This is a genomic window from Candidatus Binatia bacterium, from assembly GCA_036493895.1.
Classification (GTDB): Bacteria; Desulfobacterota; Binatia; order UBA1149; family CAITLU01; genus DATNBU01.
In genome coordinates this window covers 67,235-86,031 of record DASXOZ010000072.1, presented here as the reverse complement: position 1 = coordinate 86,031, position 18,797 = coordinate 67,235, and the positions used below count along the sequence as shown (strand labels likewise).

The 18,797-nt window shown below is 66.5% G+C and carries 20 protein-coding genes; 4 read left to right on the top strand and 16 right to left on the bottom strand.

Annotated features, from left to right (window positions below; genetic code table 11):
- Window positions 1–65: 65 nt before the first annotated feature.
- From VGK20_17400 to VGK20_17335, 14 genes are all read right to left on the bottom strand, one after another.
- On the bottom strand, window positions 66–365 hold the full coding sequence (locus tag VGK20_17400; GenBank protein ID HEY2775822.1) for a protealysin inhibitor emfourin: 300 nt from the start codon (window positions 363–365) through the stop codon (window positions 66–68).
- A 52-nt stretch (window positions 366–417) separates the two neighbouring features.
- Window positions 418–1,440: a M4 family metallopeptidase gene (locus VGK20_17395; protein HEY2775821.1), complete on the bottom strand. Its 1,023-nt coding sequence runs from the start codon at window positions 1,438–1,440 to the stop codon at window positions 418–420.
- Between the two features lie 200 nt (window positions 1,441–1,640).
- Window positions 1,641–2,180 carry a hypothetical protein gene (locus VGK20_17390; GenBank protein HEY2775820.1) on the bottom strand — a complete coding sequence of 180 codons (540 nt, stop codon included), beginning with the start codon at window positions 2,178–2,180 and terminating at the stop codon, window positions 1,641–1,643.
- Window positions 2,177–2,473, bottom strand: a complete 297-nt coding sequence (locus VGK20_17385) for a helix-turn-helix domain-containing protein (GenBank protein HEY2775819.1) — start codon at window positions 2,471–2,473, stop codon at window positions 2,177–2,179. Before VGK20_17385 ends, VGK20_17390 begins: the two co-directional genes overlap by 4 nt.
- Before the next feature lie 115 nt (window positions 2,474–2,588).
- Window positions 2,589–4,052: an NADH-quinone oxidoreductase subunit N gene (locus VGK20_17380; protein ID HEY2775818.1), complete on the bottom strand. Its 1,464-nt coding sequence runs from the start codon at window positions 4,050–4,052 to the stop codon at window positions 2,589–2,591.
- Window position 4,053: 1 nt separating this feature from the next.
- A complete protein-coding gene (locus VGK20_17375; GenBank protein ID HEY2775817.1) occupies window positions 4,054–5,631 on the bottom strand; it encodes an NADH-quinone oxidoreductase subunit M in 1,578 nt (525 codons plus the stop codon).
- Window positions 5,631–7,577, bottom strand: coding sequence for an NADH-quinone oxidoreductase subunit L (gene nuoL / locus VGK20_17370; protein HEY2775816.1), 1,947 nt, complete (start codon window positions 7,575–7,577; stop codon window positions 5,631–5,633). Before nuoL ends, VGK20_17375 begins: the two co-directional genes overlap by 1 nt.
- Window positions 7,578–7,591: 14 nt before the next feature.
- Window positions 7,592–7,903: an NADH-quinone oxidoreductase subunit NuoK gene (gene nuoK / locus VGK20_17365; GenBank protein HEY2775815.1), complete on the bottom strand. Its 312-nt coding sequence runs from the start codon at window positions 7,901–7,903 to the stop codon at window positions 7,592–7,594.
- The gene (locus tag VGK20_17360; protein ID HEY2775814.1) at window positions 7,900–8,418 is read right to left on the bottom strand and encodes an NADH-quinone oxidoreductase subunit J; all 519 of its coding nucleotides are present in this window, start codon (window positions 8,416–8,418) and stop codon (window positions 7,900–7,902) included. Before VGK20_17360 ends, nuoK begins: the two co-directional genes overlap by 4 nt.
- Before the next feature lie 123 nt (window positions 8,419–8,541).
- Window positions 8,542–9,657: a complex I subunit 1 family protein gene (locus VGK20_17355; protein HEY2775813.1), complete on the bottom strand. Its 1,116-nt coding sequence runs from the start codon at window positions 9,655–9,657 to the stop codon at window positions 8,542–8,544.
- Window positions 9,658–9,660: 3 nt separating this feature from the next.
- Window positions 9,661–10,188 carry an NAD(P)H-dependent oxidoreductase subunit E gene (locus VGK20_17350; protein ID HEY2775812.1) on the bottom strand — a complete coding sequence of 176 codons (528 nt, stop codon included), beginning with the start codon at window positions 10,186–10,188 and terminating at the stop codon, window positions 9,661–9,663.
- A gap of 19 nt (window positions 10,189–10,207) precedes the next feature.
- Window positions 10,208–11,389 (bottom strand): NADH-quinone oxidoreductase subunit D, encoded by a 1,182-nt coding sequence (locus VGK20_17345; protein ID HEY2775811.1) that lies wholly within the window; start codon window positions 11,387–11,389, stop codon window positions 10,208–10,210.
- A 52-nt stretch (window positions 11,390–11,441) separates the two neighbouring features.
- Window positions 11,442–11,963, bottom strand: coding sequence for an NADH-quinone oxidoreductase subunit C (locus tag VGK20_17340; GenBank protein ID HEY2775810.1), 522 nt, complete (start codon window positions 11,961–11,963; stop codon window positions 11,442–11,444).
- Window positions 11,954–12,247 (bottom strand): NADH-quinone oxidoreductase subunit A, encoded by a 294-nt coding sequence (locus VGK20_17335; protein ID HEY2775809.1) that lies wholly within the window; start codon window positions 12,245–12,247, stop codon window positions 11,954–11,956. The genes VGK20_17340 and VGK20_17335 overlap by 10 nt, the downstream gene beginning before the upstream one ends.
- Window positions 12,248–12,502: 255 nt before the next feature.
- Here VGK20_17335 and VGK20_17330 point away from each other — a divergent pair, with 255 nt between their 5' ends.
- The 4 genes from VGK20_17330 (at window position 12,503) to VGK20_17315 (ending at window position 16,771) form a co-directional block, all read left to right on the top strand.
- The gene (locus VGK20_17330) at window positions 12,503–13,609 is read left to right on the top strand and encodes a phosphotransferase (protein HEY2775808.1); all 1,107 of its coding nucleotides are present in this window, start codon (window positions 12,503–12,505) and stop codon (window positions 13,607–13,609) included.
- 1 nt (window position 13,610) lies between these two features.
- A complete protein-coding gene (locus VGK20_17325; GenBank protein HEY2775807.1) occupies window positions 13,611–14,348 on the top strand; it encodes an NDP-sugar synthase in 738 nt (245 codons plus the stop codon).
- Window positions 14,349–14,438: 90 nt separating this feature from the next.
- Window positions 14,439–15,788, top strand: coding sequence for a patatin-like phospholipase family protein (locus VGK20_17320; GenBank protein HEY2775806.1), 1,350 nt, complete (start codon window positions 14,439–14,441; stop codon window positions 15,786–15,788).
- Window positions 15,788–16,771: an LLM class flavin-dependent oxidoreductase gene (locus tag VGK20_17315; protein HEY2775805.1), complete on the top strand. Its 984-nt coding sequence runs from the start codon at window positions 15,788–15,790 to the stop codon at window positions 16,769–16,771. The genes VGK20_17320 and VGK20_17315 overlap by 1 nt, the downstream gene beginning before the upstream one ends.
- Before the next feature lie 62 nt (window positions 16,772–16,833).
- Here the strand turns inward: VGK20_17315 and VGK20_17310 are convergent, their stop codons facing one another.
- Window positions 16,834–17,853 carry an isocitrate/isopropylmalate dehydrogenase family protein gene (locus VGK20_17310; protein ID HEY2775804.1) on the bottom strand — a complete coding sequence of 340 codons (1,020 nt, stop codon included), beginning with the start codon at window positions 17,851–17,853 and terminating at the stop codon, window positions 16,834–16,836.
- Between the two features lie 28 nt (window positions 17,854–17,881).
- The gene (locus VGK20_17305; GenBank protein ID HEY2775803.1) at window positions 17,882–18,721 is read right to left on the bottom strand and encodes a cytochrome c3 family protein; all 840 of its coding nucleotides are present in this window, start codon (window positions 18,719–18,721) and stop codon (window positions 17,882–17,884) included.
- Between the last annotated feature and the right edge of the window lie 76 nt (window positions 18,722–18,797).

Sequence of the window (18,797 nt, the reverse complement as noted above, 5' to 3'; positions counted from 1 at the left end):
CCGCCTGACGTTGGTCAGCCGCCGGCGTGCTCATTGCGGGGCGGTTTGCTGTAGAGCGCTTCGAGTCAGACGATCTCGTCCTTGACGGATTCCCGCAGCACCTGGGGCACTGCGGACTCGCTCGCTTCGACGCTCTCGTCGCCACGCGGGCCTTCGCGCGTGAGGCGGTATCTCAGCTCGTCGATCCCGCGTGCCCCGCTGCGAGCCGGCGCCGCCTGACCGGCGCTCTCGAAGAGTGCATCGACTGCCGCACGGTCGGCATCGCAGAGCGACGCTTCATGGATTTCGCCGCGGCTCCTCAGATGACCGGCGCGGGTTCCGAATCCTGCAACGCCGCCGAGACGCTCGACCTGGATCTTCTTCATTCGTGCAACTGCGGCTTTTTCAACGGTGCGACGGACTTGCCGGCGCGCCGAGCTAGAGACCCACCGCCTTCCATCCCGAATCCACCGCCGCGTGCAGCGAGGAATTGCCGGGAAACAAGCGGGCCGCCGCCGCGCGCGTCGCACCGGCGAACTGCGCCATCGACATCGTCGGATGCGCACGGGAGCCCGTCAACGCCTCGTACCAGAGTTTGCCGACCGGATCCCAGCTCGGTCCCCCGACCGCTTTTGCGATCGTCGCGAAGGCCCGGTTCGGGATGCCGCTGCTGTCGTGAGGATCCATGCCGCTGCGGTACTGCCGGTAGTGGACGGGCTGCGGCGACAGGCAGTGCTTCGCGGCCGGATCGCTCATGTCGCGCAGGCAGGTGTAGCCGCGCGCGAGCGCCTTGGGTCCGAGGATGTCGTGACCGATCAGCCAGTCACCGCCGGCGGCGTCCTGGCCCGCCTGCCACTGGCGGAACATCGATCCGAATACGTCCGACATGCTCTCGTTGAGGCCGCCGGCTTCGTCGCTGTAGCCGAGCCGAAGGCTGTGCTCGGTCACGCCGTGGGTCAGCTCGTGGGCGATCACGTCGTTCGCCTTGGTGAAATCGACGAAGATCTGGCCGTCGCCGTCGCCGTAGACCATCTGCGTGCCGTTCCAGAACGCGTTGTTGAAACGGCGGTCGTAGTGGACCGACGACAGCAGCGCCATGCCTGCGCCGTCGACGGAGTTGCGGCCGAAGACCTTGCGGTAGAATTCGGCGACGCCGGTGGTTTCGACGAACGCCTGGCGCGCGGCTTCGTCGGCGGACGAAGGGTCTTCGATGCGCGCGCCGGGAAGCGTCGTGTGGTGATTGCACGAGAAGACTTCGATCGCCGGGGGCCGCGATGGCCGCGGCTCGGGAGCGGGGCTGGCAAGCAGGGTCAGCCGAGCAGTCTCGGTACGTATGCGGCGAAGCTGGGCCCCGAGCGCGATGGAGCGATGCAGGTTTGCGCGCGTGTCCTCGTCCAGATCCGGATCGTCGGCGAAGCGGCGCAGGACGTGGTCCGGCACGATCGGACGGAAACGGTCCATGGTGTCCTCCCCGGGCAAAGCTGCGCTGCCGCCAGGTGCGGCCGGTGCGGAGTGCTTCTGCCACACTGCCCGGGATCGGTAAACCCCGATCGCAGGAAAGTGACTTTTTACACGCACCTTGGCCCGGCAAGGACCCATCCGCGCCAAAATCGAAGGCGAAGCGCGCTGGTCCACCGAAGGGAGCGCGTGGTGTTCGTGCCTCAGCGTCGACTCAGGGCTTCAAGTTTGCTCACCCTTTCATCGTCCGCGCCGAGATACTGGACCAGAACGCCGATGATTTTCTCGACCTCGAGGGTGCCGGCTGTCTGCATTTCCTCGAGATCGGCCCAGTCCCTGGTCCGGTTGAAGAAAGCCTTGAAGACTGCGATGTCGCGGCAGGAGAGGAACGGGATCTCGGATCCGCCGAAGCTTTCCTCGCGACAACGACCGAAAGCCTCGCGGTGAAACGGCGTAGTATCGAGAAACAGATCGATTGGCGTGTGGTCCCACCACAAACGCACCTGACCGTCGCGCTCGAGTGCGGCAAATTGGGTTTCGTCGCGGGCAACTCCGCGCGGCAGAGCCGCTACTACGCTGCGCCTGTGGCCGGCATCGACGAAGACGTTGACGTCGATATCGATGGTGCCTCGTGCTCGCTCGGTGCACCAGGCCAGAGCCAGCGCACCACCGAAGGCGTGGGGAAGCGCTGCCTTCTCGAACGCGCGATGGATCGCGACGATCTTGCGAACGAGGGAACTCAACGCGCCGGGAACTTCGGGAACGCGAGGGCCCTGCCCGCGCGCGCCGGGAAGGATTCGGCCAGCGCCAGAGCCTCCTCGAGTTCCTCTCCGCGAGGAATGCCGTCGCGCTCGCGGATGCGCAGCGACAACTCGATGTTGGCCGCGAAGCCGTAAGAGCCGAGGATGCGCAGCAACGTGGGAAGGGTGGGAGACTTGCGCCCGGCTTCGTAGGCGGCGATCGTGGCGTGCGAGGTTGCCGCCTTTGCGGCGGCGCTTCGCAGGGTGAGGCCGGCGCGGCGGCGGGCGGAACTCATCAGGCTCCCGGTCTGACGATCGGCGAGAGTCATGCGCCGATGGTATCCGATCGGATACCAGCGTGCAAGCCGGGAAATGCCAAGGCGTTCCGGGCGCCCCCCTCCAAAGAAATCGTCAGCCGAGCAGGACGCCCTTGAAAGCCCGGGTCGCCGCGCCGATCACGGCCGCCGGCACGATGCCAAGGACGACGGTAAGGATCGTCGAGACGCCGACGACGAACGCCGCGTAGACGCCGGTCGCCGGCGCGACCTCGGCCGCGGCCGAAGGAGGCTCGAAGTACATCGTTCGAACGACGCCGAGGTAGTACGCCGCCGACAGCACCGAGTTGAAGCACGCGATGACGACGAGCCCGACGTAACCTGCCTGCAGCGCTGTCTGGAACAGGTAGAGCTTTCCGACGAAGCCGACCAGCGGCGGCATGCCCGTCAGCGACAGCATCGAGATCGTCATCGCGGCAGCCAGCAGCGGGCGGGTCTGTGCGAGTCCTGCGTAGTCGGCAATCTGGTCGCCATCGCGCGGGCCGCGCGCCATCGCGATCAGCACGCCGAATGCAACGAGATTCATCGCGGCGTATCCCGCGAGGTAGAACAGCACGGCGGCACTGGCCTGCGGCGTGCACGCGACGACGCCCATCAGCAGGTAGCCGGTGTGGGCGATCGACGAGTACGCGAGCATGCGCTTGAGGCTCAGCTGGCGCAGCGCGACGAGGTTGCCGACCGTCATCGTCACTGCCGAGGCCGCCCACAGGACCATCTGCAGGTCGGCGTGCAGGGGGCCGAGCGCGACGACCGCCGTGCGCATCAGTGCCGCGAATCCACCGGCCTTGACCGCGGTGGCCATGAATGCCGTGACCGACGAAGGCGCGCCTTCGTAGACGTCCGGCGCCCACAGGTGGAAGGGAACGGCCGCGATCTTGAATCCGAGGCCGATCAGCACGAGCCCTGCCCCGAGCACCATCACGAGGTGGTCGGTCGGTGCAACGCCGTGGCGCGAAATGGCGGCGGCCACCTGCGCGAGATTGGTCGAGCCCGTCATCGCAAACAGCGTCGCAATCCCGTAGAGCAGCAGCGCCGAGGCGAACGCGCCCAGCAGGAAATACTTGAGCGAAGCCTCGTTCGACCTCACATCGTTGCGAAGGATGCCCGCAAGGACGTAGACGGCCATCGACATCGTCTCGAGGCCGACGAACATCACGATGAGATCGGTCGCGGCGGCCATCACGATGACGCCGAGCACCGCGAAGAACATCAGCGGGTAGTATTCACCCTTGCGGACGCCGGCGGCCGGCAGGTAGTCGATCGACAGCAGCATCGAGCCGATGCCGATCGCGCAGGTCAGCACCGTGAAGAAGCTCGTGTAGGTGTCGTTGGCCAGCGCATCGACGTAGATGCCGGCCGGTCCCGGCTGCAGCGCGAGCGCCGCGACGCCGACCAGACCGATCACCGACAGCCATGCAACGCCGGCAAACCGGCGGCTGGACGAGAACATCTCGGCCACCAGCACGAGCATCGCCCACACGCTGCCGACGAGCAGCGGCAGGATCGGCAGGATCGATCCGATGTTCAGTGCCTGCGGCATCTCAGCGTGCCTCCCCGGAGTCGGCGTGAGGCACGGCCATCCCGCGCAGGCTAAGACCGCCGGGCAGCTCGACCCCGTGGCCGGCAGCGACGATCGCCGAGGCCGGCACCCGCGCGATCGTGTGGGCCACCGACGCCCGCATCATGTCGAAGAACGGCTTCGGATAGACGCCCATGCCGACGGCGAGGACGATGAGAGGCACAACGACGGCGAGCTCGCGCAGGCTCATGTCGCTCATCGCGAGGTTCTTCTCGTTGGTGACCTCGCCGAACATCACGCGCTGGTACATCCACAGCATGTACGCCGCCCCGAGAACGACGCCGCTGGCTGCGACGGCGGTCAGTGCGTGGTCGAAACGGAAGCCGCCGAGCAGGATCAGGAATTCGCCGACGAAGCCGTTGAGGCCGGGCAAGCCGATCGACGACAGCATGATCACCATGAAGCAGGTCGCGTAGACCGGCAGCGTTTTCCACAGGCCGCCGTACTCGGAGATCAGGCGCGTGTGGCGGCGCTCGTAGAGGACACCGACGAGGAGGAACAGGGCGCCGGTGGAAACGCCGTGGTTGAGCATCTGGTAGACGGCGCCTTCCATGCCCTGCGAATTGAGCGAGACGATTCCGAGCATCACGAAGCCGAGGTGGCTCACCGAGGAGTACGCCACGAGCTTCTTCATGTCCGGCTGCACCATCGCGACCAGCGCGCCGTAGACGATGCCGATGACCGCGAGCACGCCGATCCATCCGGCGGAGGCCGCCATGACGTTCGGGAACAGCGGGATCACGAAGCGCAGGAAGCCGTAAGTGCCCATCTTCAGCAGCACGCCGGCCAGGATCACCGAGCCGCCGGTGGGCGCCTCGACGTGCGCGTCGGGCAGCCACGTGTGCAGCGGGAACATCGGCACCTTGACGGCGAACGCGAGGAAGAACGCGAGGAAACACAGCGTCGCGTTCGTCGTCGGCATCGCGGTGCCGTACAGGTCGGTGATCGCGAAGCTCGGCGTCCCGGCCGCCTGGGTGTGCGCCCAGACCACGTACAGGATCGCCGCCAGCATCGGCAGGGAACCAAGCATCGTGAACAGCAGGAACTTGATCGATGCGTACATGCGGCGCTCGCCGCCCCAGACGCCGATGATCAGGAACATCGGCACCAGCATCAGCTCCCAGAACACGTAGAACAGCAGCAGGTCGAGCGAGACCAGCGCGCCGAGCATCGTCGTCTCGAGGATCAGCATCGAGACGAGGTAGCCCTTGATCTTCTGGTGCACCGTATCCATCGACGACAGCAGTACGAGCGGGGTAAGCACCACCGTCAGCGCGATCAGCAGCAGCGAGATCCCGTCGATGCCGACGAAATAGGAGGCCCCGATGCCGGGAAGCCACCCGAATCGCTCGACGAGCTGGAAATCGCCGTTGGCGGCATCGAACGCGCGCCAGATCTGGCCGGTGATCGCCAGCGGGACCAGCGACAGCACGACGGCGAGGATCTGCATCAGCTTCGTGGCGCTACGCGGCACCATGGCGACCAGCAGTGCGGCCACCGTAGGCGCGAACACGAGCAGCGTGACGAGGCCGCGGGTCATCACAGTCCCCTCGCCAGCGTCAGCGTGAAGACGACGACGGCGACGCCGACCAGCACCGTCAGCATGTAATGCTGCACGTTGCCGGTCGACCAGCGACGGAGCAGTCCGCCGAAGCCCATCGCCGCGGCCGCGGTGCCGTTGGCGGCACCGTCGATCATCGCGACGTCGACGTCCTTCCACAGGGCGTCGCTGCCGCGCATCAGCGGCTGCACGACGACGGTATCGTAGAGCGCATCAACGTCGTAAGCGCGCTGCACGCGCGGGTAGACGCTGCGCAGTGAGCGGGCAAGTCCGCGGTCGGCGCGCGGATCGCGCGTATACAGCACCCACGCGACGCCGATGCCGAGGAACGCTGCGCCGACCGACACGGCCATCAGCAGAAGCTCGGTGCCTTCGCCGATGTGGAGCTCGTGATGGCCGACCGACGGCGCGAGGTAGTTCGCGAACGCGTCGTGGCCACCGAGCACCGTCGGAAGACCGACGTAACCGCCGACCACCGACAGCACCGCGAGGATGATGAGAGGGACCGTCATCGACGCCGGGCTCTCGTGGGCGTGGTGCCAGGTCTCGTGGCTGCCGCGGAACTCTCCGCGGAACGTCAGCACGTAGAGGCGCGTCATGTAGAACGCCGTGACCATCGCGCCGACGACGCCGCACAGCCACAGGCCCGTGTGCCCGGTCGCAAACGCGCTGGCGAGGATTTCGTCCTTCGAGAAGAAGCCGGCAAGACCCGGCACGCCCGAGATGGCCAGAACGCCGATCGCGAAGGTCGCGTGCGTGACCGGCATCTTTTCCATCACTCCGCCCATGTGGCGGATGTCCTGCTCCTCGTGCAGGCCGTGGATGACGCTGCCGGCGCCGAGGAACATCAGCGCCTTGAAGAACGCGTGCGTCATCACGTGGAAGATGCCGGCGCCGAAGGCGCCGCAGCCGAGCGCGAGGAACATGTAGCCGAGCTGCGAAACGGTGGAGTACGCCAGCACTTTCTTGATGTCGGTCTGTGCGACACCGATGGTTGCCGCCATCAGCGCCGTGGCCGCGCCGATCCCCCCGATCAGCTCCATCGCCGCCGGGGCTGCCTCGAAGAGCCCGTGCAGGCGCGCGACCATGTAGACGCCGGCCGTCACCATCGTCGCCGCGTGGATCAGTGCCGAGACCGGAGTGGGGCCTGCCATCGCGTCCGGCAGCCAGACGTACAGCGGAATCTGCGCCGACTTTCCGGTGGCTCCGACGAAGAGCAGCAACGCAGCGGCCAGCGCGACACCGGGAGCGAAATGCGCGGCCCCCGAGTTGATCGCATCGAACGCGAGCGACGGCGTACCGAGATCGGCCAGGGCCCAGAAAATCGTGAACGCACCGAGAATGAAGCCCGCGTCACCGATGCGGTTGACGAGGAAAGCCTTCTTGCCGGCCGAAGCCTTGGCGGGGTCGGTGTACCAGAATCCGATCAGCAGGTAGCTGCAGAGCCCGACCCCCTCCCACCCGACGAACATCAGCGGCAGGTTGTCGGCCAGCACCAGCACGAGCATCGCCGCCATGAACAGGTTGAGGTACGCGAAGAAGCGCGCGTAGTCGTCATCGTGACCCATGTAGCCGGTCGAGTAGACATGGATCAGCAGGCCGACGCCGGTGACGATCATGACCATCACCGACGACAGCGCGTCGACACGGAATGCGACCTGCGCCGAGAAGTTGCCGGAAGACAGCCACGTATAGACGGGATCGACCACCGCCAGGCCGGCAGGGCCGTGGAAAACGGCAAGGAAGGCCGAGGTCGCCATCGCGAAGCTCGCCAGCACCGATCCGCATGCGACGACGCCGACGGCCGTGCGTCCGAGCCTGTAGCCGAGAGCGACGTGGAACAACACGCCCAGTAGAGGCGCCAGCGGGATGTAGCGGAGGTAGGGCGCGGCCTGCGCCACCTGCGAAACCGTTTCTGCGTGCATCGCTTAGGCTCTGCCTACCACTTCAGCAGCGCGATCTCGTCGGCTGCCACTGTCTGGCGGTTGCGGAACAGCGCAAGAATCACCGCCAGGCCCACCGCGGCTTCGGCGGCAGCGACCGTCATCACGAAAAACACGATCGATTGTCCGTTCATCGTGCCGAGGCTGCGGGCGGCCGCCACGAAAGCGAGGTTGGCCGCGTTCAGCATCAGCTCGACCGACATGAAGATGATCAGCACGTTGCGGCGCACGACGACGCCGACGGCGCCGATGGCGAGCAGGATCGCGCTCAGCACGAGCCAGTGGACGAGGCCGACTTCGCCGCTCATGCGCCGGTCACCTCCTCCGCGTTCTCTTCGGCGGTACGCTTGGCCAGCACGACGGCCCCGACCACCGCCACCAGCAGCAGCACGGACGTCAGCTCGAACGCGACGAGGTAGCGGCTGAACATCTGGTGCGCGAGCATCACCGTCGTGCCGAAGCCGTCGGGCAGGTCGCCGTGGCGGGCCGCCGGTGCGACGATGCCGGCGAGCGCGAACGCGAGCCCCGCCGCGACGACGGCACCCGCGCCGAAGCCGATGGCCGTCAGCTTGGGCTTCTCGCGCACGCCATGGTCGCTCTCGAGGTTGAGCAGCGTGATCACGAACAGGAAGAGAACCATCACGGCGCCCGCGTAGACGATGATCTGCAGCGCGGCCAGCAGGTGCGCCTGCAGGAACGCGAAGAACACGGCGAGCAGGCTCATCACGCCGACGAGGGCCAGCGCGCTTCGCACGGGGCTCTTGGCGAGGACCACCGCCAGCGAGAAGATTACCGACGCGGTGGCCATCGGCCAGAACAGCATCGGGCTCACGTGTGAGCCCCCCTCATTAAACGGCTCACGTGTGAGCCCCCCTCAACACACGGCTCACGTATGAGCCCCCCCTCAATACACGGCTCACGTGTGAGCCCCCCCTCCATACACGGCTCACGTGTGAGCCTCTTGCAACAGGATCACCAGGGCGGTGACGATGAGGTTGAGGATCGCCGTCGGCATCATGCCCTTCCATCCGAGGCGCATGAGCTGGTCATAGCGGAAGCGCGGAATGGTCCAGCGGATCAGGATCTGCAGCCAGCAGAAGAACAGGACTTTCACCATGAACGAGCCGACCTGCATCAAAGTGATCGCCAGCGCCGGCAGCGCCAGAGGATGCATCCCGGGAAGCGCGAAACCCTCTTTCGAAAGATACGGGACCTGCCAGCCGCCGAAGAACATGGTGACGACGAGACCCGCAACCATCACGCCTTCGGCGAAATCGGAGAGCATGAACGATGCCTGCTTGCCGCCCGAATACTCCGTGAAGTAGCCGGCGATCAGCTCGGATTCGCACTCGGGAAGGTCGAACGGAACGCGCTTGGACTCGGCGATGCCGGCCGTGAAGATGATCAGGAACGCGACCGGCTGGTAGAAAATGCCCCAGTTCGGCAGCACCCCGAGGAACAGGCCGCCCTGCTGGCGCACCATCGACTGCATGTCGAGGGTGCCGAAGAGAAGAATCATGCTGACGAGCGCGATGCCCATCGCCAGCTCGTAGCTGATCATCTGCGCGCTGCCGCGGATGCTGCCGAGCAGCGCCCAGCGGTTGTTCGACGACCAGCCGGCAAGCGCGACGCCGTAGACACCCATCGCCATCAGGGCCGAGATGTAGAGCACGCCGACGTCCAGGCGCACGGCCTGCAGCTCGACGGTGTGGCCCATGAACTGGACCGAATCGCCGAACGGCACGGCGACCATCGTGACGACGGCGGGAAACAGCGCGAGGAACGGCGCGATCGCGTGCACGAAGCGGTCGGCGCCGGCAGGCACGAACTCTTCCTTCGTGAACAGCTTCATCGGGTCCGCGATCAGCGTATTGACGAAGCCGAGGTTGATCGGGAGGATCCCGAACACCGCGGCGCGGTTGGCGCCGACGCGGTTCTGGATCAGCGCGCTGCCCTTGCGCTCGATCCACAGCAGCATCGCCGCGAGGTTGAGCACCATGAAGATCACGATGAAGGACTTGAGGCCGGGGATCACCCAGTCGAAGAGGATGGCGTCCGACATCGCCTACGCCTTCTCGCCGCGCTCGAGCCGGTCGAGCAGCGCCAAGACGCTTTCGACCGTCAGGTTCTCGAAGTAGCCGTCGTTGCTGACCTGCAGCATCGGCGCGGTATCGCAGGAGCCGAGGCACTCGGCCCTCTCGACCGACCACTTGCCGTCGGCCGACACTTCGCCCGCGCGCACGCCGGTGCGCTCGCAGACGGCGTCGTAGATCTCCTCGGCGCCGCGCAGGTAGCACGACAGGTTCGTGCAGACGGCGACGTGGCAGCGGCCCATCGGGCGGCGCCAGTACATCGTGTAGAAGCTGACGACTCCCTCGACCCAGGCCATCGGGAGGTCCATCAGCCCGGAGACGTAATGCTGGGCCGACGGGCTGATCCAGCCGAACTCGCGCTGCGCGAGCCACAGCACCGGCATCAGCGCCGCGCGGCGCTCCGGATAGCGGGCCAGGATGGCCTCGTACTCCTTCATCGCCGCGGCGCTGAAGTTGACCGGGCCGGTGTCGGCGACGTGCTCGTGGGCGTGGGACGACATGGGTTGTACGTGCGACCGCCTAGCGGTCGCACTCGCCTCCGATCATGTTGACCAGGCCGAAGATCGCCGTGAGGTCGGAGACCATGTGGCCGCGCACCATCTCCTCGAGCGCCGCCATTCCGTACCAGCACGGCGGCCGCACGCGCACGCGGTAAGGCCGCCCGCTGCCGTCGCTGACGATGTAGAAGCCCAGTTCGCCGTTGGCTCCTTCGCCCGAGAAGTAGATCTCGCCGGCCGGCACGCGCACGCCCTCGATGATGATCTTGAAATGGTTCATCAGGCCTTCGATGTTCTCGTACACGTCCTTCTTGTCGGGAAGCGCGTAGCGAGGATCGTCGATGCAGATGCGGCCCGGCTTCATCTGCCCGAACGCCTGGTCGATGATGCGGATCGACTGCTTGAGCTCCTCGAATCGCACCGAGAAGCGATCGAAGTTGTCGCCCTTGGTCCCGATCGGGACCTCGAAGTCGACGCGGTCGTAGAACATGTACGGCGCGGCCTTGCGCACGTCGTACGACACGCCGGTGGCGCGCAGCAGCGGGCCGGTAAGACCGTAGCTCAGGGCGACTTCCTGGGTGAGGATGCCGATTCCGGCCATGCGATCGGCGAAGATGCGGTTGCGCTCCAGCAGCTTCTCGCAGTCGCGCAGCACTTCCTCGGTGCGCTTGATCGCCGCGCGCACTTCCTGCTCGAAATTCGGCGGGACGTCCCGCGTAAGGCCTCCGATACGGCCGTAGCTGACGGTCACGCGCGCGCCGGTGACGTGCGCATTGAGGTTGTAGAACAGCTCGCGGGCTTCGTTCATGTAGAAGCCCGCGGTGATCGCGCCGAGCTCCGTCACTGCCATGCCGAGGCAGGTCAGGTGGTCGGCGATGCGCGAGCATTCCGACAGGATCAGCCGGATGTACTGGGCGCGCTCGGGCGCCTCGATCCCGCACAGCCGCTCGACGCCGTCGCAGAAAATGAAATTGTTGATGTTCGGCGACGCGTAGTTGAGGCGGTCGGTGTACGGGATGCACTGGGTCCAGGTGCCCTGCTCGCACATTTTCTCGAAGCCGCGGTGCAGGTAGCCGAGCGTCGTGTCCATCGACACGATGTTCTCGCCGTCCAGCCTCAGGTCGAACTTGACGGTGCCGTGGCAGGCCGGATGCGACGGGCCCATCTGCAGCTCCATGATCTCCGACAGAGGGTCGGCGGCCATGGCGAGGTTCCTGCGGGATTCGTCGGTGCTCATTGCCGGGCGGCTCGGTCGCTCAGTTGTGCTTCGGCCACGGATCCGAGATCGGATCGCGCTCGGGCGTCAGCGGCTGGCGCTTCTGGTACGGGTAACTCTTGCGAAGCGGGTGCCCGACGAACTCGGGATACATCAGGATGCGGCGAGGATCGGGATGGCCGTCGAAGACGACGCCGAACATGTCCCAGATCTCGCGCTCGGCCCAGTTGGCTCCCTTGTAGACGCCGCTGCTGGTGGGCATCACGGGGTCGGCCACGTCGAGCATCGTCTTGACGACGACGAACAGGCTCCAGTCCAGGCTGGAGCGCACGATGTAGACCACCTGGAGCAGCCCCTGGGGCGTCTCGCGGTCGACCGCGGTGGCGTCGACGAAAAGGCGGCACTGCAGCCCCGGCTCGTCCCTCAGGAAGGTGAGCACGTCGGGCATTTCGGTCGAGCCGACCTCGATCGTCGGCATGTGCGCCCCGTCGACGGCGCGGGCGTCGCTGGCGGGCACCGCGGCCGCCACTTTCGCGGCGATCTCGACGGCGGTCAGCGCCATTCCAGCGCTCCTTTTTTCCACGCGTACGCGTAGCCGACCAGCAGGATCGCGACGAAGGTCATCATCTCGACGAAGCCGAACAGGCCAAGGTCCCGATAAATCACGGCCCACGGGTACATGAACACCACCTCGACATCGAAGACGATGAAGAGGATGGCAACCATGTAGAACTTGATCGAAAAGCGGCCGAAACCCGGCCCGGTGGGGTCATTGCCGCACTCGAACGGGCGGCTCTTGATCTCGCTCGGACGGCGCGGGCCGAGGAGCCGGTTGAGGTTGGTCATCGCACCGACGATGACGGCGCCGATGATCAGCGAGATCAGTACCGGAATGTAGTCGGACATCGTCAGGAATCGGGTCGCCGCTGCAGGGCTCGCCGCTGCGGTCGACCGGGTCTTATCTCCAGCGCCACGGGCGATGTCAACGTACCCCGGGTCGGTGGGCTCGCTGCCTTTCGCGAGCCGTCCGAGACGGATCGGCGCTGCGCAGAGGCACCGGTTGCCGCGCGGCCAGCGGGTGTGTACGAGACGGCAAGCACCATGCCGCCAAGATCCACGCGCGCCGCCGATCCGCTGCGCGCCGCCCGCGAATTCTGCGCATCCGTCGCCGCCGACCTCTGGCCCGGAGCCGAGGTCGCCTCGCTGGCGGCGATGCGCGGCGACGCCTCGACGCGCAGCTACGCTCGCGGCGAGCTGAGCGGCGGTCGCGCGGCGCCTGCGACCGTCGTCGTCATGATGATGCAGGACGCCGGGGTGGCCATGTCGTCCGAAGAGCTGAACGTCTTCGGCAACGAGGGTCCGAAGGAGCTGGCGTTCGTCAACGTCGGCCGCTTCCTGGCCCGGCTCACCGACTCTGTGCCGGCGATCCACGCCGTTTCTCCCGACTCCCGCTTCCTCCTTCTCGAGGACGTCGGCGACGTGCCTGTCTGGGAGGCAGCGGCCCCCGCGGTCGAGGCGACGTTCGGAAGGGCCCTCGACCTCCTCGCGGACCTCCAGGCCCGTGCCAAGGACGACGGCAGCGGCTGCTACGCCTTTCGCCAGGCTTTCGACGAAAAGCTGTTCGCCTGGGAGTTCGAGCATTTCCTCGAGTACGGCGTCGCTGCTGCGCCTCCCGCGCTGGTCGAGGCCAGCCGCGTCGAGCTGAAGGCCGCCGCCGGTCGCCTGGCCGCCCTCCCGCGAGTCTTCGCCCACCGCGACTACCATGCGTGGAACATCCACGTGCACGACGGCCGGCTTCGCATCATCGATTTCCAGGATGCGCTGCTGGCTCCCGCTCTCTATGACGTCGCCTCGCTGCTGACCGACCGCATCACTCCGGAGAGAATCACTCCTGCGCTCGAGGAGGCGCTGCTCGTCCACTACTACGCACGTCAGAAGGCGGGACGGCTCGAGAGCCTCGATGCGACGCGCAGCGCCTACCGGCTGCTCGCGCTGCAGAGGGTGCTCAAGGTGGTCGGCCGCTTCCATTACCTCGCCGAGGTCAAGGGCAAGCCGCATTACCTCGGATTCCTTCCGGCGGTGTGTCGCACGGCGCGGCGACTGCTTGCGAGCAGCGACGGCGTCGCCGCAACCGCCGAGCTCTTCGATACGGCGGGGAAAGACCCCTCCCGCGAGGCACGCCCCGCAGCGGCCGCCGGCAAAACCTGACGTGGCGGCATCCGGCGAGCTGCGGGCGATGATCCTGGCCGCCGGGCGCGGAGAGCGCCTGAGGCCGCTGACCGATACGATTCCGAAACCGCTGGTCGAGGTCGGCGGCCGACCGCTCATCGAATACGCGCTGCGCAGCGTCGCGGACGCCGGCATTCGCCGCGTCGTCATCAATCTTCATCATCTCGGACAGCGCATACGCGATCACGTCGGCGACGGCTCGCGCTTCGGGCTCGAAGTTGCCTACAGCAACGAAGCGATTTTGCAGGACACGGGCGGCGGAATTCGCGACGCGCGAAAGTACCTCGATGGAGTCCCGTTCATCACGATGAATGCCGATACGATCGTCGACGTGGATCTTCGCGAGCTTGCGGATTTCCATCGTCGCAGCGGTGCAATCGCGACCATGCTTCTGCGCAAGGATCCTCGAATGGTTAGTTTCGGGGTGATCGAGACGGAACCCGACGGACGAGTCGGTCGCTTCCTCGGCTTGGCGCGCCCCGGTTGTCGCGAGCCGCTGACGCCGTACATGTATACCGGTGTGCAGGCGCTCGAGCCGCGGGTGTTCGACTACCTGTCTGCGCCAGGCCCGTTCTCGATCACGAAGGTCTCGTATCCGGCGATGCTCGATGCCGGCGAAACCGTCTGTGGAATGCCTTTCGAAGGAGCATGGATCACGGTTGGAACAGCCGGGGAGTTGGACGAAGCGAACGCCGCACTAGCCCGTGCAGGGGCATGAATCGGCCGCTGGACAACGCGAAGCGTCGAACGCTAGACTCATCTGGTCATCGGGAAGTGCGGACTCCCGACGGCTGCGAGGGGGCCACGCATGGGAATCACGATCATCCAGAAGAGTGACCTGAGCACCCGGAAGAAAAATCCCAAGGTCGCTCTCGTGCTCGCCGGCGGCGCCGTTACCGGCGGCGCGTTCAAGCTCGGAGGCCTCAAGGCCCTCGACGATTTCCTCATCAATCGCAAGACGACCGACTTCGACCTTTACGTCGGGCTGAGCGCCGGCGCGCTGCTTTCCGCGCCGCTTGCGGCCGGCGTGCCGCCGTCGGAAACGCTGCGCGCGCTCGACGGATCTTCGACGATCGTCTCGCAATTCATGCCGCGGCACTTCTATCACCCGAACTACGAGGAACTGCTGCGCAAGCCCGCCGAGTTCGTCGCCGATCTCGCGATGTTCATGCCGCGCACGTTGTCGAAGATGATATCGCGCTCGCCGCATCTGGTCGATCGGCTGAAACCGGCGCTGCGCGTGTTCCAGCGCCAGCCCTCGCTGGCGACGCTGCAGGACGTTGCCAGCCCGATCGTCCGCGAGATCCTTGCCAACCGCATCCCGATGCCGCAGGACTACGTGCCGTCGGGCCTGTTCGACAACTCGACGATCGAGCAGTACCTGCGCGAGAACTTCGAGCGCAACGGCATCCCCAACGACTTCAAGAGCTTCCACGAGCGCATCGGCAAGGAGCTCTACATCTGCGCGATGAACCTGGATACCGCCGAGCGCGCGGTGTTCGGTCACAACGCCGACACGTCGGTGACCATCTCGGAGGCAATCCAGGCTTCCACCGCGCTGCCCGGCTTCTACAAGCCGGCGCGCGTCGGCGGCGTCGATTACGTCGACGGCGGCGTGCGCCACACGGCGAACATCGACGTCGCGATCGAGCAGGGCGCCGATCTCATCATCTGCTACAACCCGTTCCGGCCTTTCAACAACCGCGTGCGCCGGCGTTTCGACATGGAAACCGGGCAATGGGTCACCGAGGGCAAGCCGATTGCCGACAGCGGCATGACCGGCATCATCAACCAGGTGTTCCGCACGCTGCTGCACACGCGCCTCCAGTACGGCATCCGCCAGTACCAGGAAGACCCGAAGTTCCGCGGCGACATCATCCTGATCGAGCCCGCCGAGACCGACGTCCACATGTTCTCGATGAATCCGCTGGCACTTTGGGACGGGCCGCGCGCCGGCCGCTACGGCTACTCGTCGGTGACGCAGACGATCGACACGCACTACGACATCGTCAAGCAGATCCTCGGCTCCTACGGCATCCTGATGACCCGGCGCGAGGTGCGCGCAGGGCTCGAGAAGATGAACAAGGGAAGCTTCGGGGAAAACACCGTCGAGGTGCTGCTGCGCGACGTCCCGCGCCGCAGCCTCGGCGTCGCCTGATGGATTTGGGTCTTTCGCTGGTCGGCTTTCCCGCCGGGGAAATGCTGGCAAAGGCGCGCGAAGCCGAGCAGCTCGGCTACCGCGCGATCTACGTGCCGGACCACTGGGCGCTCGAGCGCCAGGGCGGCAGCGGCCTCGACGACGATACGCCCGCGTGGGAAGCGACGACGATGCTCGGCGCCATCGGTGCCGTGACGTCCACCGCGCGCATCGGCGCTCTCGTGCATTGCAACCTGTTCCGCCACCCCGGCACCACCGCGCAGGCGATCACGACCCTGGACCACATCAGCGGAGGGCGCGCGATGCTCGGCCTCGGCGCGGGCTGGACTCGCTCGGAATTCGAAATGATGGGCGCGCCGTTCCCCGACGTGAAGCCGCGGCTGCGAATGCTCGAAGAGTCGATCGTCGCGATCAAGGCGCTGTGGACCGAGGATCGCGCGAGCCGCGCAGGCGAGTTCTACAACCTGACCGACGCGATCCACACTCCGAAGCCGGTGCAGAAGCCGCATCCGCCGATCATGCTCGGCGGCGGAGGCAAAGGCCTGCTGCGGATCGCGGCCCGGCACGCCGACAAGGTGAACATCGGTGTCGACACCGGACGGGCCGGCACCGTCGACCGCGCCGAAGTGGCCAAGACCACCGACGCGGCCTTCGCCGAGCGGGCCGAGTTCCTGCGCAGCGAGGCTCGCGCAGCCGGTCGCGACCCCGCCGCAATCGAGCTGTCCTCGACGCTGTTTACCGCGATGCTCGCCGACTCGCCGTCGGACGGCGACAACTTCGCGGCGATGATCGGCAACCTCTTCGGGCTCGAGGCTGCCGAGGTGAAGCGCATGCCGATCATGTTGATCGGCACGATCGAGGAATGTACCGACGAGCTCAGACGCAGAAAACGCGAGTGGGGCGTCACGCACTACGTGCTGTCGGCGCGCTCGTCGGCCGCGATGGTGCAGGCCATGGCCACGCAGATCGCACCGAGCCTGTAACCACTGCGCACGCCGCGCGCCGGGACTGACCGAACGCGCGTGAGTAGATCGAGCGGTGCGGATCAGAGCCGTTCGATCACTGCCGCGGCAAACTCGCGTGTGCCGAGCTTGCCGCCGAGGTCCCCGGTCGTCTGCCCGTCGCCGAGCGCACGGTCGTACGCAGCCTTGATGCGGCTGGCCGCTGCGCTGCACGCGTCGTCGTGGCGGCTCGTCGCGAGATGGTTGAGCATCATCACGGCGCTCATCAGCAGCGCGAGCGGGTTCGCGAGGTTCTTGCCCGCGATGTCGGGCGCCGATCCGTGCACCGACTCGAACACCGCGCAGTCGTCGCCGATGTTCGCGCCCGGTGCGACGCCGAGACCGCCGACGAGCCCCGCGCAGAGGTCGGAGACCAGGTCCCCGTACAGGTTCTCGCAAAGAATCACGTCGAAACGTTCCGGGTTGCTCACGAGCTTCATCAGCGCCGCGTCGATGATCAGCTCCTCGTAGCCGACCTGCGGGAAGTCCTCCCGCACTGCGCGAGTCTCGCGCAGGAACAGCCCGTCGGTGAGCTTCATGATGTTGGCCTTGTGCAGCAACGTCACCTTGCGGCGCCCGCGCGCGACCGCGTACTCGAAAGCCCAGCGTGCGATGCGCGAGCAGGCGGCGTGAGTCGCCACTTTCAGCGACACGACGACGCCCTCGCTGATCGTGTTCTCGAGCCCGCTGTACAGGCCCTCGGTGTTCTCGCGCACGATGACGATGTCGACGCCGTCGAAGCGGGTGCGCACGCCGGGCATGTTGCGCACCGGCCGCACGGCCGCGTACGTGTTCAGCGTCTTTCGCAGGGCGACGTTGACGGACGAGAAGCCGCTGCCGATCGGCGTCGTGCAGGGCCCCTTCAGCGCGACTCCGTGCTCGCGGACCGCGGCGACGGTGGATGCCGGCAGGACGTCCTCGCTTCCGGCGTCCAGAGCCGCGGAACCCGCAAGATGGGGAAGGAATTCGACAGGAGCAGAAGCGGCCGCGAGGATTCTCGCGACCGCTTCGCTGACTTCCGGTCCGATTCCGTCGCCGGCGATCAGTACGACCTTGTGCATCATCGCTCGGCGACTGCTGCGGCGCGCGGTCTTACGGAGTGACCGCGCCCGGATCGGAGCCCTTGTCGTGGCAGGTCAGGCACAGGCGGCTCTCGGTATCACTTCTCCACAGCAGCGTCTCGCCGGTGTTGCCCTTGTTGTGCACGGAATGGCAGGTCGCGCATTCCATCTGCGTGTTGCCCGTTCCGAGCAGGTGGTCGCGCACCGTGCCGGCACTTCCGAGCGTTGCCGTGTCGGCCTGGCGGATGCCGATGTCGGCCGCCTGCACGTCGTCGTAGTTGAACCCGATCGGATGGTGGTTTCCGAGGTAGTTGTCCTGGCCGATGACGTACTGGACACCGATGGTCGCGCCGCCGCTGCTCTGCGACCTGGTCAGCTGGCTGGTGTTGCCGTAGGAGTTCACCGCCACGCTGCCGTCATGGCAGCTCAGGCACAGCAGCGAGGCTCCGCCGGGATTCATCGTTCCCTCCTGGATCGCCTGCGATGCCTTCGCTCCGACGGTCGGAGCTCCGGGACCGTTCTGGTACATCGTGTACGATCCAGCATTCCCTGTGGGCTCGTGGTTCCACAGCGGCAGGTAGTCGAACGCGTCCGGAGCCTGCGGTCCGCCGCCCACGCCCGGGCCGCCGTTGGCGGGGCTCAGGCGGTAGGTGTTGTGCGGCGCGTGGCAGAAGATGCACACGCGATTGAGGCTGTCGGCCGGCATCGCGGTGTAGTTCATGCCGTCGTGCGCGTGTCCGAGGTCGTGCACCGTGTTGAGGATGCCCGCTCCGGGAGTGTAGGACCCGTCGAACGCCATCGCGGTGGAAGCACCCGATCCGAGGCCGAGCCCCAAGGCGGCGATCAGCATTCCTTTCGTGACTTTAGTCATGGCTCGTCCTCCCTTTGGATCCTCGCCCTGTCGGGCTGCGGAATTTCGATCCTCGCCGCTGCGGGCTGCGGAATTT

What these genes read in the sequence shown, in the direction of transcription:
- VGK20_17350 (HEY2775812.1), bottom strand. Translation starts at nt 10,188, where the DNA reads ATGTCGTCCCACGCCCACGAGCACGTCGCCGACACCGGCCCGGTCAAC.
- VGK20_17340 (HEY2775810.1), bottom strand. Translation starts at nt 11,963, where the DNA reads ATGGCGCTGACCGCCGTCGAGATCGCCGCGAAAGTGGCGGCCGCGGTG.
- VGK20_17385 (HEY2775819.1), bottom strand. Translation starts at nt 2,473, where the DNA reads ATGAGTTCCGCCCGCCGCCGCGCCGGCCTCACCCTGCGAAGCGCCGCC.
- VGK20_17305 (HEY2775803.1), bottom strand. Translation starts at nt 18,721, where the DNA reads ATGACTAAAGTCACGAAAGGAATGCTGATCGCCGCCTTGGGGCTCGGC.
- VGK20_17315 (HEY2775805.1), top strand. Translation starts at nt 15,788, where the DNA reads ATGGATTTGGGTCTTTCGCTGGTCGGCTTTCCCGCCGGGGAAATGCTG.
- VGK20_17345 (HEY2775811.1), bottom strand. Translation starts at nt 11,389, where the DNA reads ATGGCCGCCGACCCTCTGTCGGAGATCATGGAGCTGCAGATGGGCCCG.
- VGK20_17310 (HEY2775804.1), bottom strand. Translation starts at nt 17,853, where the DNA reads ATGATGCACAAGGTCGTACTGATCGCCGGCGACGGAATCGGACCGGAA.
- VGK20_17335 (HEY2775809.1), bottom strand. Translation starts at nt 12,247, where the DNA reads ATGACCAACCTCAACCGGCTCCTCGGCCCGCGCCGTCCGAGCGAGATC.
- VGK20_17360 (HEY2775814.1), bottom strand. Translation starts at nt 8,418, where the DNA reads ATGCTGTTCTGGCCGATGGCCACCGCGTCGGTAATCTTCTCGCTGGCG.
- VGK20_17320 (HEY2775806.1), top strand. Translation starts at nt 14,439, where the DNA reads ATGGGAATCACGATCATCCAGAAGAGTGACCTGAGCACCCGGAAGAAA.
- VGK20_17400 (HEY2775822.1), bottom strand. Translation starts at nt 365, where the DNA reads ATGAAGAAGATCCAGGTCGAGCGTCTCGGCGGCGTTGCAGGATTCGGA.
- nuoL (HEY2775816.1), bottom strand. Translation starts at nt 7,577, where the DNA reads ATGCACGCAGAAACGGTTTCGCAGGTGGCGCAGGCCGCGCCCTACCTC.
- nuoK (HEY2775815.1), bottom strand. Translation starts at nt 7,903, where the DNA reads ATGAGCGGCGAAGTCGGCCTCGTCCACTGGCTCGTGCTGAGCGCGATC.
- VGK20_17380 (HEY2775818.1), bottom strand. Translation starts at nt 4,052, where the DNA reads ATGCCGCAGGCACTGAACATCGGATCGATCCTGCCGATCCTGCCGCTG.
- VGK20_17375 (HEY2775817.1), bottom strand. Translation starts at nt 5,631, where the DNA reads ATGACCCGCGGCCTCGTCACGCTGCTCGTGTTCGCGCCTACGGTGGCC.
- VGK20_17395 (HEY2775821.1), bottom strand. Translation starts at nt 1,440, where the DNA reads ATGGACCGTTTCCGTCCGATCGTGCCGGACCACGTCCTGCGCCGCTTC.
- VGK20_17330 (HEY2775808.1), top strand. Translation starts at nt 12,503, where the DNA reads ATGCCGCCAAGATCCACGCGCGCCGCCGATCCGCTGCGCGCCGCCCGC.
- VGK20_17355 (HEY2775813.1), bottom strand. Translation starts at nt 9,657, where the DNA reads ATGTCGGACGCCATCCTCTTCGACTGGGTGATCCCCGGCCTCAAGTCC.